The sequence below is a fragment of the Geodermatophilus sp. SYSU D00758 genome, from assembly GCF_054049955.1.
In genome coordinates this window covers 34,567-49,299 of sequence record NZ_JBJGYK010000005.1, presented here as the reverse complement: position 1 = coordinate 49,299, position 14,733 = coordinate 34,567, and the positions used below count along the sequence as shown (strand labels likewise).

The window sequence follows — 14,733 nt, the reverse complement described above, 5'->3', positions numbered from 1 at the left end:
CGGGGGCGCCGGCTGCGGCTGGCCGGGGCCGGCGCCCCCGTCGTCCGGGCCGGTGGTCAGCTGCGCTGCACCTCGACCGACTCCAGGACGACGTCCTCCACCGGCCGGTCACCCCGGGCGGTCGGGACCTTGGAGATGCGGTCGACGACCTCGCGGCTGGCCTGGTCGGCGACCTCGCCGAAGATGGTGTGCTTGCCGGTCAGCCAGGTCGTCGGGGCGACGGTGATGAAGAACTGGGAGCCGTTGGTGCCGGGGCCGGCGTTGGCCATCGCCAGCAGGTAGGGCTTGGTGAAGGCCAGCTCGGGGTGGATCTCGTCGCCGAACTGGTACCCCGGGCCGCCGATGCCCTGACCGAGCGGGTCACCGCCCTGGATCATGAAGCCGTCGATGATCCGGTGGAAGACGGTGCCGTCGTAGAGGCGGTCGGTGGTCTTCGCGCGGGTCTGCGGGTGGGTCCACTCCCGGCGGCCCTCGGCGAGGTCGGCGAAGTTCGCGACCGTCTTGGGGGCGTGGTCGGGGAACAGGTCGACGGTGATGTCGCCGTGGTTGGTGTGCAGGACGGCGCGGCGTGCAGGGGTCGCTTCGGTCACGACGTTCACTCTCCCACTGGTCCGCTCCCCGCGAGGCAGGGGGAGCGGACCGGGAGATGCCGGCTCACATCCGGGTGACCTCCACGACGTCGAGGTTGCGGAAGGACGCCTCCCCCTCGGTGACCTCCTGCATCTTCTTCGAGATCTCCGTGGTCACCGGGTGCTCGGAGTTGCGCATCGCGGAGGCGTGGTCGGGAAACGCGACGACCTCCACGTAGGTGTCGGGGCGGTCGCGGTCGGCGGCGACCACGATCCACCGCGCCGTCGTCTCCCGCCCCATCCGCCGGCGCCACTCCTCCTCCAGCGAGCGGTATCCGTCGAGGTCCCTGGCGTGGAACTCGATGAGCTGGACGAAGGCGCCACCCTCCAGGTGCAGGGCCTCCTCGTCCCGCAGGGCGGCACGCAGCCCGTCGCGCAGCTCCGGGCCGTCCGTGTGCCCGTGCACCGACACCGCGTGCTGGGCGGCGAGCTCGAGGACCTCGTCCTCCTCGCCCGAGACGAAGACGGTGCAGTTGCTCTCGCTCGGCATCGTGCGGCAGTCGATGGTCTTCCGAGCCATGGCTCCTCCTCAGGGCCGGGCCCCGGCCCGCCCCACCGGCCGGCCGGTGGCGGGTCCGACCGTGGCCTGGGCGCAGTGCGCCGTCCAGGGCCGGAAGTCACCGGCGGCCGGGACGCGCCGCGCTCCGGCCCGGGCGACCTGTCGACGGAGTGGAGACGAGGGGAATCGAACCCCTAACCCCCGCCTTGCAAAGGCGGTGCTCTGCCAATTGAGCTACGTCCCCGGGGGCCGGCGCGCGGGGCGCGGCCCGGGAGGGGTCAGCGGAGGGTCGGGTTGCTGACCCCCTGGGGCCCGCGGGTGGCCTCGTGCCAGAGGTCGGCCTCGGCCTTCTCGGACGAGCGCTTGCGCACGAGCGTGACCGCGCCGAGGGCGGCGGCCGCGAGGGCCAGCTTCTTGATCACGCCAGGTGCCTCCTCGAGGGGGGTCACCACCTCCGGTCGGAGGCGGTGGGCACCGCCCTCACCGGAGGACGACGCCGGTGACGCCGGGACACGGGTGGGCCTGGGAGGACTTGAACCTCCGGCCTCATCCTTATCAGGGATGCGCTCTAACCGCCTGAGCTACAGGCCCGTGGACCTCGACAAGCGTACCTGCCCGGCAGCCACCCTCCGCAGGGGGGTCGGTCCCGTGTCCGCGGTCGCCCTCCTGCGGCCGGGCCCGGACGAGGGGCCGGGAACGGTGGCCCCGTCCCGAGGCTCGCCCCGAGCCCGCGAGGGGTGAGGAGGACGGGGTCCTCTTTCAGTCCCGCTCGGAGAGCGTGACCTCGAGGCCGCCGACCAGGTCGGAGCACATGTTGTAGATGAACGCCGCCACGGTGCACAGCGCCGTCATGAGCACGATGTTGATGGCCCCGACGACGGCCGCACCGCCGAACACGATGCCCGGGGTGATGACCTCGCCGTCCCCGCCGGCGCCGGAGGCGGTGCCGAGCTGGCCGAACAGGTCGTTCAGGGTGTCGAAGACGCCCAGGCCCGAGAGCACGCCGTAGAGGATCCCGACCGCGACCATCCAGATGAAGAACAGCGCGATGGAGAGCACCAGGGAGATCTTCAGCGCCGACCAGGTGTCGATGTGCCGCAGCTGCAGGCGGGCCCGGCGGGGTCCGCGGGCGGGCCGGCCGCGTCCGGCCGGCCGGGCCGCGGGGGCGGTGGCCTCGGCCGTGCCCGTCGCGGGCGAGCCGGCCTGTGCACCCGGGCCGGAGCCGGCGGGGGGGGGCCCGGCCGGGGTAGCGCCCTTGGACAGCGGGACGGAGCCGGCCGGCGGCCCGACCGGGGCGGTGCCGTCGGCGACGGCCGGCTGGGCCGCCCGCTGCGCGCCCGTGGCGGGCGTGGCCCGCTGCGCTCCGGTGGCCGGGGACGAGGACGTCGCCGGCGTCCCGTCGGTGGGGGCGGCCGGGCCCGGGGCGGCCGGGCCCGGGGCGCCCGCGCCCTTCCCGGCCCCGGAGGGCGCTCCCGTGACCGGGGCGGTCTCCCCGGCCCGGGACCCGGTGCGCACCGAACCCTGCGTCCGGTCGCTCATGCCAGTCTCCCGTTCCCCAGCGGCGTGTGCCGCTCCCTCGCACCCCTCCGCCCCGGCGCGCTGCCGGGGACGCCGGGGCGCCGGTCACTTCGGTGCTCGGACGACGGGAGGCGCACCGCCCGGCCCACCGGGCCCGGTCGCTGCGCCTCCCGTGTCATCGGTCTCAGCCTAGGCGGCGGGCTCGTCGTTGTCCGTCGTCCGGGCGATCGCCACGATCGTCACGTCCTCCGGCAAGTTCATGAGCTTGACACCCATGGTGGCCCGGTCCTTGTTGTGGCGCACCCCGTTGACCGGCGTCCGGATGACGCCACCGCCGGAGGTGATGGCGTACAGCTCGTCGCCGAGCCGCACCGACAGCGCCCCGACCAGCGAGCCCTTGCGGGCCTTCGGGTCGGCGGTGAGGACGCCCTTGCCGCCCCGCCCCTGCGGCGGGTAGTTCTCGATTCCCGTGCGCTTGGCGAAGCCGCGCTCGGTGGCGACGAGGACGTCGACCCCCTCCTCGACCACCATCATCGACAGCAGCGAGTCGTCGGGGGCCAGCGAGATGCCGCGCACGCCCTCGGTGGCCCGGCCCATCGGCCGCAGCGTGGCGTCGTCGGCCTTGAACCGGATGCTCATGGCCTTGCGGGTGACCAGCAGCAGGTCCTGGTCGGGGTCGATGAGCGCGGCACCGACCAGCTCGTCGCCGTCGCGCAGGTTGATGGCGATGACGCCGCCGCTGCGGGGGGAGTCGAAGTCGCCGAGGCGGGTCTTCTTGACCTGCCCGTTGGCGGTCGCCAGGACCAGGTACGGGGCGACCCCGTAGTCCTTGATCTGCATGACCTGGGCGATCTTCTCGTCCGGCTGGAAGGCCAGGATGTTGGCCACGTGCGCGCCGCGGGCGGTGCGGTTGGCCTCGGGCAGCTCGTAGGCCTTCGCCCGGTAGACCCGGCCCTTGTTGGTGAAGAACAGGATCCAGTCGTGGGTGGAGCCCACGAAGAAGTGGTCGACGATGTCGTCCTGCTTGAGCTGGGCCCCCATCACCCCCTTGCCGCCGCGGCGCTGCGACCGGTAGAGGTCGCTCTTGGTGCGCTTGGCGTACCCGGTGCGGGTGATGGTGACGACGACCTCCTCCTCGGCGATGAGGTCCTCCATGGAGACGTCACCGTCGTTGGCGACGAACTTGGTCCGCCGGTCGTCGCCGTACTTCTCCACGATCTCGGCGAGCTCGTCCCGGATGATCTGCCGCTGGCGCTCGGGCGAGGCGAGGATCGCCTGCAGGTCGGCGATGCGGGCCTCGATCTCGGCCAGCTCGTCCATGATCCGCTGACGCTCGAGGGCGGCCAGCCGGCGCAGCTGCAGGTCGAGGATCGCGGTGGCCTGGACCTCGTCGACGTCGAGGAGCTCCATGAGGCCGGTGCGGGCGGCGTCGGCGGACTCGCTGTTGCGGATCAGCGTGATGACGTCGTCGAGGTGGTCGAGCGCCTTGGCGTAACCGCGCAGGATGTGCGCGCGCTCCTCGGCCTTGCGCAGCCGGTAGCGGGTGCGCCGCTGGATGACGTCGACCTGGTGGGCGACGTAGTTGCGGATCAGCTCGTCGAGCCGCAGCGTCCGCGGGACGCCGTCGACGATCGAGAGCATGTTGCAGCCGAAGGTGGTCTGCAGCTGCGTGTGCTTGTAGAGGTTGTTCAGGACAACCTTGGCGACGGCGTCGCGGCGCAGCGTGATGACCAGCCGCCGGCCCACCCGGTCGGAGGACTCGTCGGCGATCTCGCTGATCCCCTGGAGCCGGCCGTCCTTGACCGCCTCGGCGATCGCCTCGGCCAGGTTGTCCGGGTTGACCTGGTAGGGCAGCTCGGTGACGACCAGCTGCACCCGGCCCCGGGTGTCCTCCTCGACGGTGACCACCGCGCGCATGCGGACCGAGCCGCGGCCGGTGCGGTAGGCGTCCTCGATGCCCTCGCGGCCGACGATCAGCCCGTGGGTCGGGAAGTCCGGCCCCGGGATGCGCTGCATGCAGGCGGTGAGCGCCTCCTCCGGCTCGGCGTCCGGGTGCTCGAGCATCCAGAAGATCGCGTCGGCGACCTCGCGGAGGTTGTGCGGCGGCATGTTGGTGGCCATGCCGACCGCGATGCCGGCCGAGCCGTTGATCAGCAGGTTGGGGATCCGCGACGGCAGCACCAGGGGCTCCTGGTTGCGGCCGTCGTAGTTGGGCTGGAAGTCGACGGTCTCCTCGTCGATCCCGGCCATCATCTCCATGGCCAGCGGGGTCAGCCGGGCCTCGGTGTACCGCATGGCCGCGGCCGGGTCGTTGCCCGGGGAGCCGAAGTTCCCCTGGCCGTCGATGAGCGGGTAGCGCATCGACCACGGCTGGGCCAGCCGCACGAGGGCGTCGTAGATCGCCGAGTCGCCGTGCGGGTGGTAGTTGCCCATGACCTCGCCGACGACGCGGGCGCACTTGACGTACGCGCGGTCGGGGCGGAAGCCCTGGTCGTACATCGCGAAGAGCACGCGGCGGTGCACCGGCTTGAGGCCGTCGCGGACCTCGGGCAGCGCGCGTCCGACGATCACCGACATCGCGTAGTCGATGTAGCTGCGCTGCATCTCCTGCTGGAGGTCGACCGGTTCGATCCGGTCGCGCGCGGGGGTCTCCGTCATGGTTCAGGTCTCCACAAGGATGTGCACAGTGGTGGATGAAAGCCCAGGTCAGCCGCGCCTGGCCCCGTGCAGCACCCCGCCGCGGCCCCGTCCAGAGGCTCACCGCGAGCGTGCGAGCGGTGAGGAGGACGGGGTCCTTCCACGGTGGGGGGCACGGGGGTCCTTCCTCAGACGTCGAGGAAGCGGACGTCCTTGGCGTTGCGGGTGATGAAGCTGCGGCGGGCCTCGACGTCCTCACCCATGAGGACGCTGAACAGCTCGTCGGCGGTGGCGGCGTCCTCGAGGGTGACCTGCAGCAGGATGCGGGTCTCGGGGTTCATGGTGGTCTCCCACAGCTCGGTGGCGTTCATCTCGCCGAGCCCCTTGAACCGCTGGATCATCTCGTCCCGGACCTTGCGGCCCTCCTCCCGGCCGGCCCGGAGCAGCGCGTCGCGCTCCCGGTCGGAGTAGGCGTACTGGTCACCCCACTTGCCGCCCCACTTGATCTTGTACAGCGGCGGCTGCGCCAGGTAGACGTGCCCGGCCTCGACCAGCGGGCGCATGAACCGGAACAGCAGGGTCAGCAGCAGGGTGCGGATGTGCTGGCCGTCGACGTCGGCGTCGGCCATCAGCACGATCTTGTGGTAGCGCAGCTTCGACAGGTCGAACTCGTCGTGGATGCCCGTGCCGAACGCGGTGATCATCGACTGGACCTCGGTGTTCTTGAGCACCCGGTCGATGCGCGCCTTCTCGACGTTGATGATCTTGCCGCGGATCGGCAGGATCGCCTGGAACATCGAGTCGCGGCCGGACTTCGCCGAGCCGCCGGCCGAGTCGCCCTCGACGATGTAGACCTCGGAGTTGCGGGGGTCGGTCGACCGGCAGTCGGCCAGCTTGCCCGGCAGCGAGTTGTTCGACAGCAGGTTCTTGCGGGCCAGCTTGCGGGCGTCCTGCGCGGCGCGGCGGGCGCGGGCGGCCGAGGCGGCCTTGGTGATGATCGTCTTGGCCTCGGTCGGGTTGGCCTCGAACCAGTGCGAGATCTGCTCGTTGCAGACCCGCTGCACGAAGCCCTTCACCTCGGTGTTGCCGAGCTTGGTCTTCGTCTGGCCCTCGAACTGCGGGTCGCCGATCTTCACCGAGACGATGGCGGCGAGCCCCTCGCGGATGTCCTCGCCCTGGAGCTTCTCGTCCTTGCCCTTGAGGAGCTTCTTCTCCTCGGCGTACCGGTTGACGATCGAGGTCAGCGCGGTGCGGAAGCCCTCCTCGTGGGTGCCGCCCTCGTGGGTGTTGATCGTGTTGGCGAACGAGTACACCGACTCCGAGTACGCGTCGGACCACTGCATGGCCACGTCGACGCTCATCCGCATGTCGTTCTTGCCGAGGCCCTCGGCGCCGAAGCTGACGATGGAGCGGTGGATCGCCGTCTTCTTGGCGTTGATGTGCCGGACGTAGTCCTCGAGCCCGCCGTCGTAGCGGTAGGTGATCTCGGTGGCCTCGAAGGCGTGCGCCTCCGCACCGGGCTCGGGGGCGGCCTCGGCGAGGGTGACCTCCTCGGCCACGCCGGTCTCGGCCTTGCTCTGACCGGGCCGCTCGTCGCGCAGCACGATGGTCAGGCCCTTGTTGAGGAAGGCCATCTCCTGCAGCCGGCGGCTGATGGTGTCGAACGAGTAGTGCGTGGTCTCGAAGATGTCCCCGTCGGCCCAGAAGGTGATCTGGGTGCCGCGCTTCTTCGTCGGCCCCACCTTCTCCAGCGGGCCGGGCTTGGCCATGTCGTAGGCCTGGTTCCACTCGGTGCCGTCGCGCCAGATGCGGACGTCGAGCCTCGTCGACAGGGCGTTGACGACGGTGACCCCGACGCCGTGCAGGCCGCCGGAGACCGCGTAGCTCTTGCCGTCGAACTTCCCGCCCGCGTGCAGGATGGTCATGACGACCTCGACGGTGGGGCGCTTCTCCACCGGGTGCATGTCCACCGGGATGCCGCGGCCGTTGTCCTCCACCCGGACCCCGCCGTCGGCCAGCAGGGTCACCCGGACGGTGTCGCAGTGCCCGGCCAGCGCCTCGTCGACGGAGTTGTCGACGACCTCCCACACCATGTGGTGCAGGCCGCGCTCACCGGTGGACCCGATGTACATGCCGGGGCGCTTGCGGACGGCCTCGAGGCCCTCGAGGACGGTGATGGAGCTGCCGGAGTAGGCGTTGGCAGCCGGGACGTCGGTCTTCGGTCGAGCGACCACGTGGGGCCCTTCTGTCGCGCACCCGGGGTCGGTCGCCCCGACGTGGACAGGGGCGCAGAACGGCTCTCAGCCGGATGCTGGCGGTTTCTCCTCCCGAGTCTACCGGCCCCTATGACAGGAACGTCGCCGTCCGTGCCCTGACGCCGTGTCTGCGCCACTCGCGGCTCGTCCGCCACCACCGGTGCTGCCCCGGGCGTCGACACGCCGTCCCCGGGCCGCTCAGCCGGTCGCCGGTCCGGCGAGCAACTGGGCGGCGGCGAGCTCGCGGTAGAGCGGGCTGTCCTCGAGCAGCTCCTCGTGGGTGCCGCGGGCGACCACCCGGCCGCCGTCGAGCACCACGATCTGGTCGCTGTCCAGCACGGTGGACAGCCGGTGGGCGACCACCAGCAGGGCGCGGTCGGCGGCCGCCGCGGCCAGCGTGCGGCGCAGCAGCTGCTCGTTGCGGGCGTCGAGGCTGGCGGTGGGCTCGTCGAGGAGCAGCAGCGCCGGCCGGGCCAGCAGCGAGCGGGCGATGGCCAGCCGCTGGCGCTCGCCGCCGGACAGCAGCACCCCGTCGTCCCCCACCGGCACGTCCAGCCCGCGCGGCGAGCGCTGCACCACGTCGGTGAGGCCGACGTCGGCCAGGACCGCCCACAGCTCGGGGTCGGTGGCGTCCGGGGCGGCCAGCAGCAGGTTGTCCCGCAGCGACCCGGCCAGCACGGGGGCCTCCTGCTCGACGTAGCCCAGCCGCGCCCGCAGCGCCGCCCGCGGCAGGTCGCGCACGTCGGTCCCGGCCCAGCGCAGCGACCCGCCGCTGAGCGGGTAGAAGCCCTCGACCAGCGCCAGCAGCGTCGACTTGCCGGCCCCCGAGGGCCCGACCAGCGCCACCCGGGACCCGGGGGGCACGGTGAGCGACACCCCGCGCAGCACCGGGGTGCCGTCCGGGTAGTCGAAGTCGACGTCCGCCAGCTCCAGCAGGGGCACGCCGGGCGCCGGGGCCGCCGGGACGCCGGGGACCGGGCCGGCCCCGGCCCGCTCCGGCCGGTCGTCCTCCTCGGGGCGGAGGGCCAGGACCTCCTGGATCCGGGCCAGCGCACCCAGCCCGGTCTGCAGCTGGGTCCACGCGCCGATCGCCTGGCCCAGGGGCATGACCAGCAGGAACAGGTAGAGGATGAACGCCACCAGGTCGGACACGGCGATCGAGCCGGTCGCCACCCGGTAGCCGCCGAGGCCGAGCACGGCCAGGAAGGCGCCCTGGACGGCGATCGACCCGGTCGGCGCGACCAGCGCCTCCAGCCGGGCGACCCGGACCCCGGCGGCGTACGCCCGCGTCGCGCTGTCGCCGACGACCCCGACCTCGCGCGCGGTGGCGCCGCTGGCCCGGATGGTGCGCACCGCCGACAGCGCCCGCTCCACGGCGGCGCTCATGGTGCCGACCGCCTCCTGGGCCTGCCGGGACAGCCGGCGGACCCGGCGCGACACCGACACCACCACGGTCAGGCCCACGGCCACGGCGCCCACGGTGACCAGCAGCAGCCACACGTCGACCAGCGCCATGGCCACGAGCGCCCCCACGCCGACCACCACCGAGCCGGCGATCTCCACCACGCCCGAGGTCACCGTCGCCCGCAGGAGGGTGGTGTCCGCGCCGACCCGCGACATGAGGTCACCGGTGCGGCGGCGGTCGTACTCGGCGACCGGCAGCCGCAGCAGCCGGTCGGCGACGGTGCGGCGGGTGGTGAGGACGACGCCCTCCGCGGTGCGCTGCAGCAGGTACTGCTGGAGCGCACCGAGGGCGGCCGCGGCGACCAGGACGACGACCAGCAGCAGCACCGCCGGCAGCAGCGGCCGGCCGGCCCCGACGGCCTCGATGACCCGGGCCACCAGCGCCGGCTGCGCGAGGGCGGCGGCCGCCGCGACCAGGGACAGCGCGGCCGCCAGCAGCAGCGGCGTCCGGTGCGGCCGCAGCAGCGGCAGCAGCTCCCGGACCCCGGCGGCCGGTTCGGGCACGGCCGGAGGGGCGGGCTCCGGCGGAGCGGTCACGCCGCGGCGGCCAGGGCGCCGACGAGGGCACCGAGCAGGCGGGCGTGGTGCTCGATCAGCTCGGGCCGGTGCCCGTCGGGGCGGATCGCGGCGATCATCCCCCCGCCCCAACCGCCCCCACCGGTCCCGTCCGCCGTCCAGAACTCGTCGCCGTCGTCGCTGCCCAGCAGCAGCCCGCGCACCGCCGGGTCCTGCACCAGCCGCTGCGCGACCGGACCGTCCTCGGCGGCCAGCAGCACCCACCGCGCGTCGAACTCGGGGTCCCCGCTGGGCACGTGCACCAGCCCGCCGGTGCGGTGCTTCCAGAACCGGGCCGGGGACAGCCGCAGCGGCAGCACGGTGCCCAGCACCGGAGCGGCGGTGACGGCGTACTCGGGGACGGCGTAGCGGCCCGAGGCGTACAGGATGTCGAAGGCCACCAGCTCCAGGGACCCGTAGCGGCCGCGCATGACCCCGGCCGGGCGGTGGTCCTTCGTCGCGCGTACCGGGGCCGTGCGCACCAGCTCGGCCAGCGGCGCGTCCTCGGGGGCGCTGCCGTCCGACACCGTCCAGCCGTGCTGCACTGCCCAGCCCTGGGCGCCGACCTGGTCGCCCTGGTAGGCGAACACCCGCTCCACCTCGCCGGGCGTGCGCGGCCGGCGCGGGCCGAACAGCCCCGGGCGGGGGCCCGGCCGCTCACCGGTCCCCGGCGCGGGCGCGGGCGCGGCGGGCGGCAGGTCCCAGCCGGGGGGCTGCCAGGCGGCCGGCTCCTCGCGCGGTGGGCGGTCCGCGTCGGGGCGGTCCGCCTGCGGCCGGTCGGCGCCGTCCTTGCCGAGGTGGACCGGCTCGCGCCAGCCGCTGCCGTCGTCCGGTCGGTCCTCGAAGCCGTCGCGGTCGCGCGGACTGCTCATGGCTGCACCGTCCTCCCCTGAGCGGCCGTTCCCGCCCGCTCCTATCCGTACGTGTCCCGGGGGCCCCGCCCGCGGACCGACCGCGGGCCCTTCTTCCAGCTGGGGGCCGTCGGTCCGACAACGCGCAGCCGGGTCACGACGTCCCCACCGACCTGCGCCCGCAGTCTGCCGAGGATCGTCGGGGCCAGCAGCCGCAGCTGGGTGGCCCAGGCGGTGGACTCCGCGATGACGAGGAGCTCCCCCTCGGTGAGGGTCTGCGGCGCGCAGTGCGCGGCGATGTCCGGGCCGACCAGGGCCGACCAGCGGCCGAAGACGGTGCCCACCCGGGTGTGCTCCGTCCAGTCCTGGTCGGCCACCAGCTTGTCGACCAGCCGGCCGAGGGGCTGCGGGTCGTCGTCGCCCGGTCGGGCGCCGGTCCAGGCGCGCCGCGGGCCGGCGATCCGCCGCCGCGTGGGGCGCGGCCGCGCGGCCGAGGCGGCCCGCGCCGCCTCCAGCGCCGCGCGGGCGATGTCGCTGGGCCGGCCGGGTGGGCCGTCGCCGGTCTGACCGCTCACCGCGCCCCCTCCTCCAGCACCGCACCGTCCACGGGTCCATCCTCGGCCGCCGCGGGTCCGAGCGGCACCGCCTGGCCCCCGGCGACCTGCACCACGGTGCGCCGCAGCTCGACGGGCACGTCCTCGAGCACGGCCGCGGTGATGAGGGTCTGCTCGGCCCCGCGGGCGACGGCGGCCAGTGCGGTCCGGCGGTCGGTGTCCAGGGTGGCGAAGACGTCGTCGAGCACGAGCACCGGCTCGTCGCCGTCGGCCCGCAGCAGGGCGAAGCAGCCGAGCTTGAGCGCCAGGGCCAGCGACCACGACTCGCCGTGGCTGGCGAAGCCCTTGGCCGGCAGTGCACCGAGGGAGATGACGAGGTCGTCGCGGTGCGGGCCGACCAGCGTCATGCCGCGGTCGACCTCGTCGGCGCGGCGTTCGGCGATCCGCGCGGCGAGGGCGGCCGTCAGCGTCGCGGCGTCGGGCAGCGCGGCACCCTCGGGCAGCGGCGTCCCGTCGCCGGCCGCGGGCACCGTGCTGGCGTAGCCCAGCGCCGCCCGGGCGGCGTCGGCGCCGGCGACCTGCGCGTAGGCCCGGGCGACGTGCGGGGACAGGTCGGCGACCAGCCGGAGCCGGGCGGCGAGCAGCTGGCCACCGAGGTCGGTGAGGTGCCCGTCCCAGACGTCGAGGGTCTCGATCGCCTTCCCGCGGGCGAGGCGGGCGGTCTTGAGCAGGGCGTTGCGCTGCTTGAGCACCCGGTCGTAGTCGCTGCGCACGCCGGCCAGCCGCGGCGTGCGGCTGACCAGCAGGTCGTCGAGGAAGCGGCGGCGCTCGGCGGGGTCGCCGCGCACCAGGACGAGGTCCTCCGGCGCGAAGAGCACGCTCTTCACCAGGCCGAGGAGCTCGCGCGGGCGGGGCAACGGGGCGCGGTTGACCCGGACCCGGTTGGCCCGGCCGGGGTTGATCTCGACCTCGACCAGCAGCTCGCGGTCCTCGCGGCGCAGCGCCGCCCGGACGACGGCCTGCGCCGCGCCCTGCCGGACCAGCGGCGCGTCCCCCGACACCCGGTGGCTGCCCATCGTGGCCAGGTAGCCGACGGCCTCGACCAGGTTGGTCTTGCCCTCGCCGTTGCGGCCCACGACGACCGTCGGCCCCGGCTGCAGGGCGAGGTCGACCCGGTCCCAGTTGCGGAAGGAGACCAGCTGGAGGTGCCGGACGTACACCTCAGCAGCCCTGCGGTGAGGTGCTGGGACGGCCCCCCTGCACGGCACCGCCGTGGGCCCGTCCCGGGTCGGCCCCGTCCAGGGGCCCCGCCGCGAGTTCGCTCGTGGTGGGGGCCGGCGAGGTCCTCCCGGGGGTCCTCTCTCGGTGAGGGGCAGGGGGGTCCGCCGTCATGCCGGGCGCTCGGCCTCGTGCTTCCGCACCGCCTGCACCGCGTGGCCGCCGAACTGGTTGCGCAGCGCCGCCACCGCCTTCATGGTCGGCGAGTCCTCCTGCCGGGAGGAGAAGCGGGCGAACAGCGACGCCGCGATGGTCGGCATCGGGACGGCGTTCTCGATGGCCTGCTCGACGGTCCAGCGGCCCTCGCCGGAGTCCTCCGCGTACCCGCTGATCTTCTCGAGGGCCGGGTCCTCGTCCAGGGCGCGGACCAGCAGGTCCAGCAGCCAGGAACGGATGACGGTGCCCTGGGTCCAGGACTTGACGACACCGGGGACGTCCTCGACGAGGTCCACGGCGGCGAGCAGCTCGTAGCCCTCGCCGTAGGCCTGCATGAGCGCGTACTCGATGCCGTTGTGGACCATCTTGCTGAAGTGCCCGGCACCCACCGGCCCGGCGTGCACGAAGCCGGCGCCGGGGATCTCCTCGCCGGACTCGTCCTTCGGCGCGGGCGGCTTGAGCGCGTCGAACACCGGCTGCACCTTGGCGACGTCCTCCTTGGTGCCGCCGACCATGAGCGCGTAGCCGTTCTCCAGGCCCCACACCCCGCCGGAGACACCGGCGTCGATGTAGCCGATGCCCTTCTCCCGGCACATCACGTCGTGGATCTGGTCGTCGGTGTACTTCGAGTTGCCGCCCTCGACGATCACGTCGCCGGGCTCCAGCAGGCCGGCCAGCTCCTCGACGGTGGAGCGCGTCGGCTCGCCGGACGGGACCATCACCCACACGACCCGCGGCGCGGACAGCGCCTCGACCAGCGCCGGCAGGCTGTCGACGTCCCGCTTGCCCGGTGAGCGGTCGTAGCCGACGACCTCGTGGCCGCCGCGACGCAGCCGCTCGGCCATGTTGCCGCCCATCTTGCCCAGCCCGATCAGCCCCAGCTGCACGTCGGTGCCCCTCCCTCGTCGGCGATCTCCCGTGGCCATCGTGCTCGCCCCCGCCGGTGGGCGCGCGCCGGGGGCGCGGCCCGCTCCCTCCCCGCCCGGGCGCCGAGCCCGCGGGGCCTCCGTCAGCCCGGCAGGCGCACCGGCATGATCAGGTAGCGGTAGCTGCCGGGCCGCTCGGCCGGCTTGGCCTCGGCGGTCTCGTCGCCGGCGGCCGGTTCCTCCACACCCGAGAGCACGGCCGGCTTGAGCGGGCTGGTGAAGTCCATCCGCGCCCGGGCGGTGTGCACCGCGGCCAGCCCGTCGAGCAGGAACGTCGGGTTGAAGCCGATGGTCAGCGGGTCGCCCTCGAACTCCACGTCGCAGCGCTCCTCGGCCTGCCCCTCGTCGTCGGTGCCGCCGGCGCGGAGGGTGACCTGGCCCGGGGTGAACTCGCAGCGCAGGGGGGTGCCCCGCTCGGCGACGAGGGCCACGCGCTTGGCCGCGTCGGTGAACAGCCCCACCGGCAGGACGGCGTGGGCGTTCGACTCGTTCGGCATGATCGCGCGGTACTTGACGAACTCGGCGTCCAGCAACCGGGTGGTGGTCTGCCTGTCCTTGCCGGACAGGCCGAGGATGCCCTCGCCGGAGCCCCCCGAGGACAGCGACAGCACGATCTCCGGGCCGCTGGTCAGGGTGCGGGCGGCGTCGGCGAGGGTGCGCGCCGGCACCAGGACGGCCGCCGACAGGCCGGGGGTCTCCGGCCGCCAGGCGAACTCGCGCACCGCCAGGCGGTAGCGGTCGGTGGCGGCGAGGGTCACCAGGTCGTCCTCGATCTCCAGCCGGACACCGGTGAGCATCGGGAGGGTGTCGTCCCGCCCGGCGGCCACGGCCACCTGGCCGACCGCCTCGGCGAACACGTCGCTGTCGACCACCCCGGCCGAGGAGGGCATCGCCGGTAGCGAGGGGTAGTCCTCCACCGGCAGCGTGGGGAGGCTGAACCGGGCGTTGCCGCAGGAGATCGCCAGCCGCGGGCCCTCGGCGGTGATGTCGACCGGGTGCGGCGGGAGCGCCCGGGTGATCTCGGCCAGGAGGCGCCCCGGCACGAGCGCCCGGCCGCCCTCGGAGGCCTGGACGTCGACCTCCGCACGGGCCGAGACCTCGTAGTCGAACCCCGACACGGACAGCTGGCTGCCGTCGACGTCGAGCAGGATCCCGGCCAGGACCGGCACCGACGGTCGCGGCGGCAGGCTGCGGGCCGTCCAGGCGACGGCATCGCTGAGCACCTCACGTGCCACCCGGAACTTCATGACCTGATCCACCCCTGCTCGTGTCGACCGCTTCCCCTGCGGTGTTCATCGTGCCGTGCGGCAGGGACAGGTGGGTAACCACTGCCTCCACCAGGTGCCCAGGAGCCCCTCACGACCCTGCTTCCCCACCCAGAGTGTGGTTCGAGAATCCCTCGATCTATCTC

The 14,733-nt window shown here is 73.9% G+C and carries 12 protein-coding genes and 2 tRNA genes; all 14 read right to left on the bottom strand.

Annotated features, from left to right (window positions below; genetic code table 11):
• Positions 1–56: 56 nt before the first annotated feature.
• Entirely contained in the window at positions 57–590 is a 534-nt protein-coding gene (locus ACI8AC_RS05330; RefSeq protein ID WP_456895899.1) for a peptidylprolyl isomerase, read from the bottom strand.
• A 64-nt stretch (positions 591–654) separates the two neighbouring features.
• The gene (locus ACI8AC_RS05325; protein ID WP_456895898.1) at positions 655–1,149 is read right to left on the bottom strand and encodes a DUF1059 domain-containing protein; all 495 of its coding nucleotides are present in this window, start codon (positions 1,147–1,149) and stop codon (positions 655–657) included.
• A 150-nt stretch (positions 1,150–1,299) separates the two neighbouring features.
• Positions 1,300–1,372, bottom strand: a tRNA-Ala gene (locus tag ACI8AC_RS05320).
• Between the two features lie 34 nt (positions 1,373–1,406).
• Positions 1,407–1,550, bottom strand: coding sequence for a DLW-39 family protein (locus ACI8AC_RS05315; RefSeq protein ID WP_456895896.1), 144 nt, complete (start codon positions 1,548–1,550; stop codon positions 1,407–1,409).
• 95 nt (positions 1,551–1,645) lie between these two features.
• Positions 1,646–1,719: transfer RNA gene (locus ACI8AC_RS05310), tRNA-Ile, on the bottom strand.
• Between the two features lie 168 nt (positions 1,720–1,887).
• Positions 1,888–2,667, bottom strand: coding sequence for a DUF3566 domain-containing protein (locus ACI8AC_RS05305; protein ID WP_456895894.1), 780 nt, complete (start codon positions 2,665–2,667; stop codon positions 1,888–1,890).
• A 168-nt stretch (positions 2,668–2,835) separates the two neighbouring features.
• Positions 2,836–5,304, bottom strand: a complete 2,469-nt coding sequence (gyrA, locus tag ACI8AC_RS05300; RefSeq protein ID WP_456895892.1) for a DNA gyrase subunit A — start codon at positions 5,302–5,304, stop codon at positions 2,836–2,838.
• 167 nt (positions 5,305–5,471) lie between these two features.
• Positions 5,472–7,517 (bottom strand): DNA topoisomerase (ATP-hydrolyzing) subunit B, encoded by a 2,046-nt coding sequence (gene gyrB / locus ACI8AC_RS05295; RefSeq protein WP_456895890.1) that lies wholly within the window; start codon positions 7,515–7,517, stop codon positions 5,472–5,474.
• Between the two features lie 219 nt (positions 7,518–7,736).
• A complete protein-coding gene (locus tag ACI8AC_RS05290; RefSeq protein ID WP_456895888.1) occupies positions 7,737–9,506 on the bottom strand; it encodes an ABC transporter ATP-binding protein in 1,770 nt (589 codons plus the stop codon).
• Positions 9,507–9,535: 29 nt separating this feature from the next.
• Entirely contained in the window at positions 9,536–10,429 is an 894-nt protein-coding gene (locus ACI8AC_RS05285; protein ID WP_456895886.1) for a hypothetical protein, read from the bottom strand.
• A 41-nt stretch (positions 10,430–10,470) separates the two neighbouring features.
• Positions 10,471–10,983 (bottom strand): DUF721 domain-containing protein, encoded by a 513-nt coding sequence (locus ACI8AC_RS05280; RefSeq protein ID WP_456895885.1) that lies wholly within the window; start codon positions 10,981–10,983, stop codon positions 10,471–10,473.
• Positions 10,980–12,182, bottom strand: coding sequence for a DNA replication/repair protein RecF (gene recF / locus ACI8AC_RS05275; protein ID WP_456895883.1), 1,203 nt, complete (start codon positions 12,180–12,182; stop codon positions 10,980–10,982). The genes ACI8AC_RS05280 and recF overlap by 4 nt, the downstream gene beginning before the upstream one ends.
• Before the next feature lie 168 nt (positions 12,183–12,350).
• Positions 12,351–13,283: a phosphogluconate dehydrogenase (NAD(+)-dependent, decarboxylating) gene (gene gnd / locus ACI8AC_RS05270; protein WP_456895881.1), complete on the bottom strand. Its 933-nt coding sequence runs from the start codon at positions 13,281–13,283 to the stop codon at positions 12,351–12,353.
• A gap of 122 nt (positions 13,284–13,405) precedes the next feature.
• Complete coding sequence (gene dnaN / locus ACI8AC_RS05265) at positions 13,406–14,569, bottom strand: DNA polymerase III subunit beta (RefSeq protein ID WP_456895879.1); 1,164 nt, start codon at positions 14,567–14,569, stop codon at positions 13,406–13,408.
• Between the last annotated feature and the right edge of the window lie 164 nt (positions 14,570–14,733).

Excerpts from the sequence above, each read along its gene's own strand:
- ACI8AC_RS05325 (WP_456895898.1), bottom strand. The coding sequence starts at position 1,149 with ATGGCTCGGAAGACCATCGACTGCCGCACGATGCCGAGCGAGAGCAAC.
- ACI8AC_RS05305 (WP_456895894.1), bottom strand. The coding sequence starts at position 2,667 with ATGAGCGACCGGACGCAGGGTTCGGTGCGCACCGGGTCCCGGGCCGGG.
- gyrA (WP_456895892.1), bottom strand. The coding sequence starts at position 5,304 with ATGACGGAGACCCCCGCGCGCGACCGGATCGAACCGGTCGACCTCCAG.
- ACI8AC_RS05285 (WP_456895886.1), bottom strand. The coding sequence starts at position 10,429 with ATGAGCAGTCCGCGCGACCGCGACGGCTTCGAGGACCGACCGGACGAC.
- dnaN (WP_456895879.1), bottom strand. The coding sequence starts at position 14,569 with ATGAAGTTCCGGGTGGCACGTGAGGTGCTCAGCGATGCCGTCGCCTGG.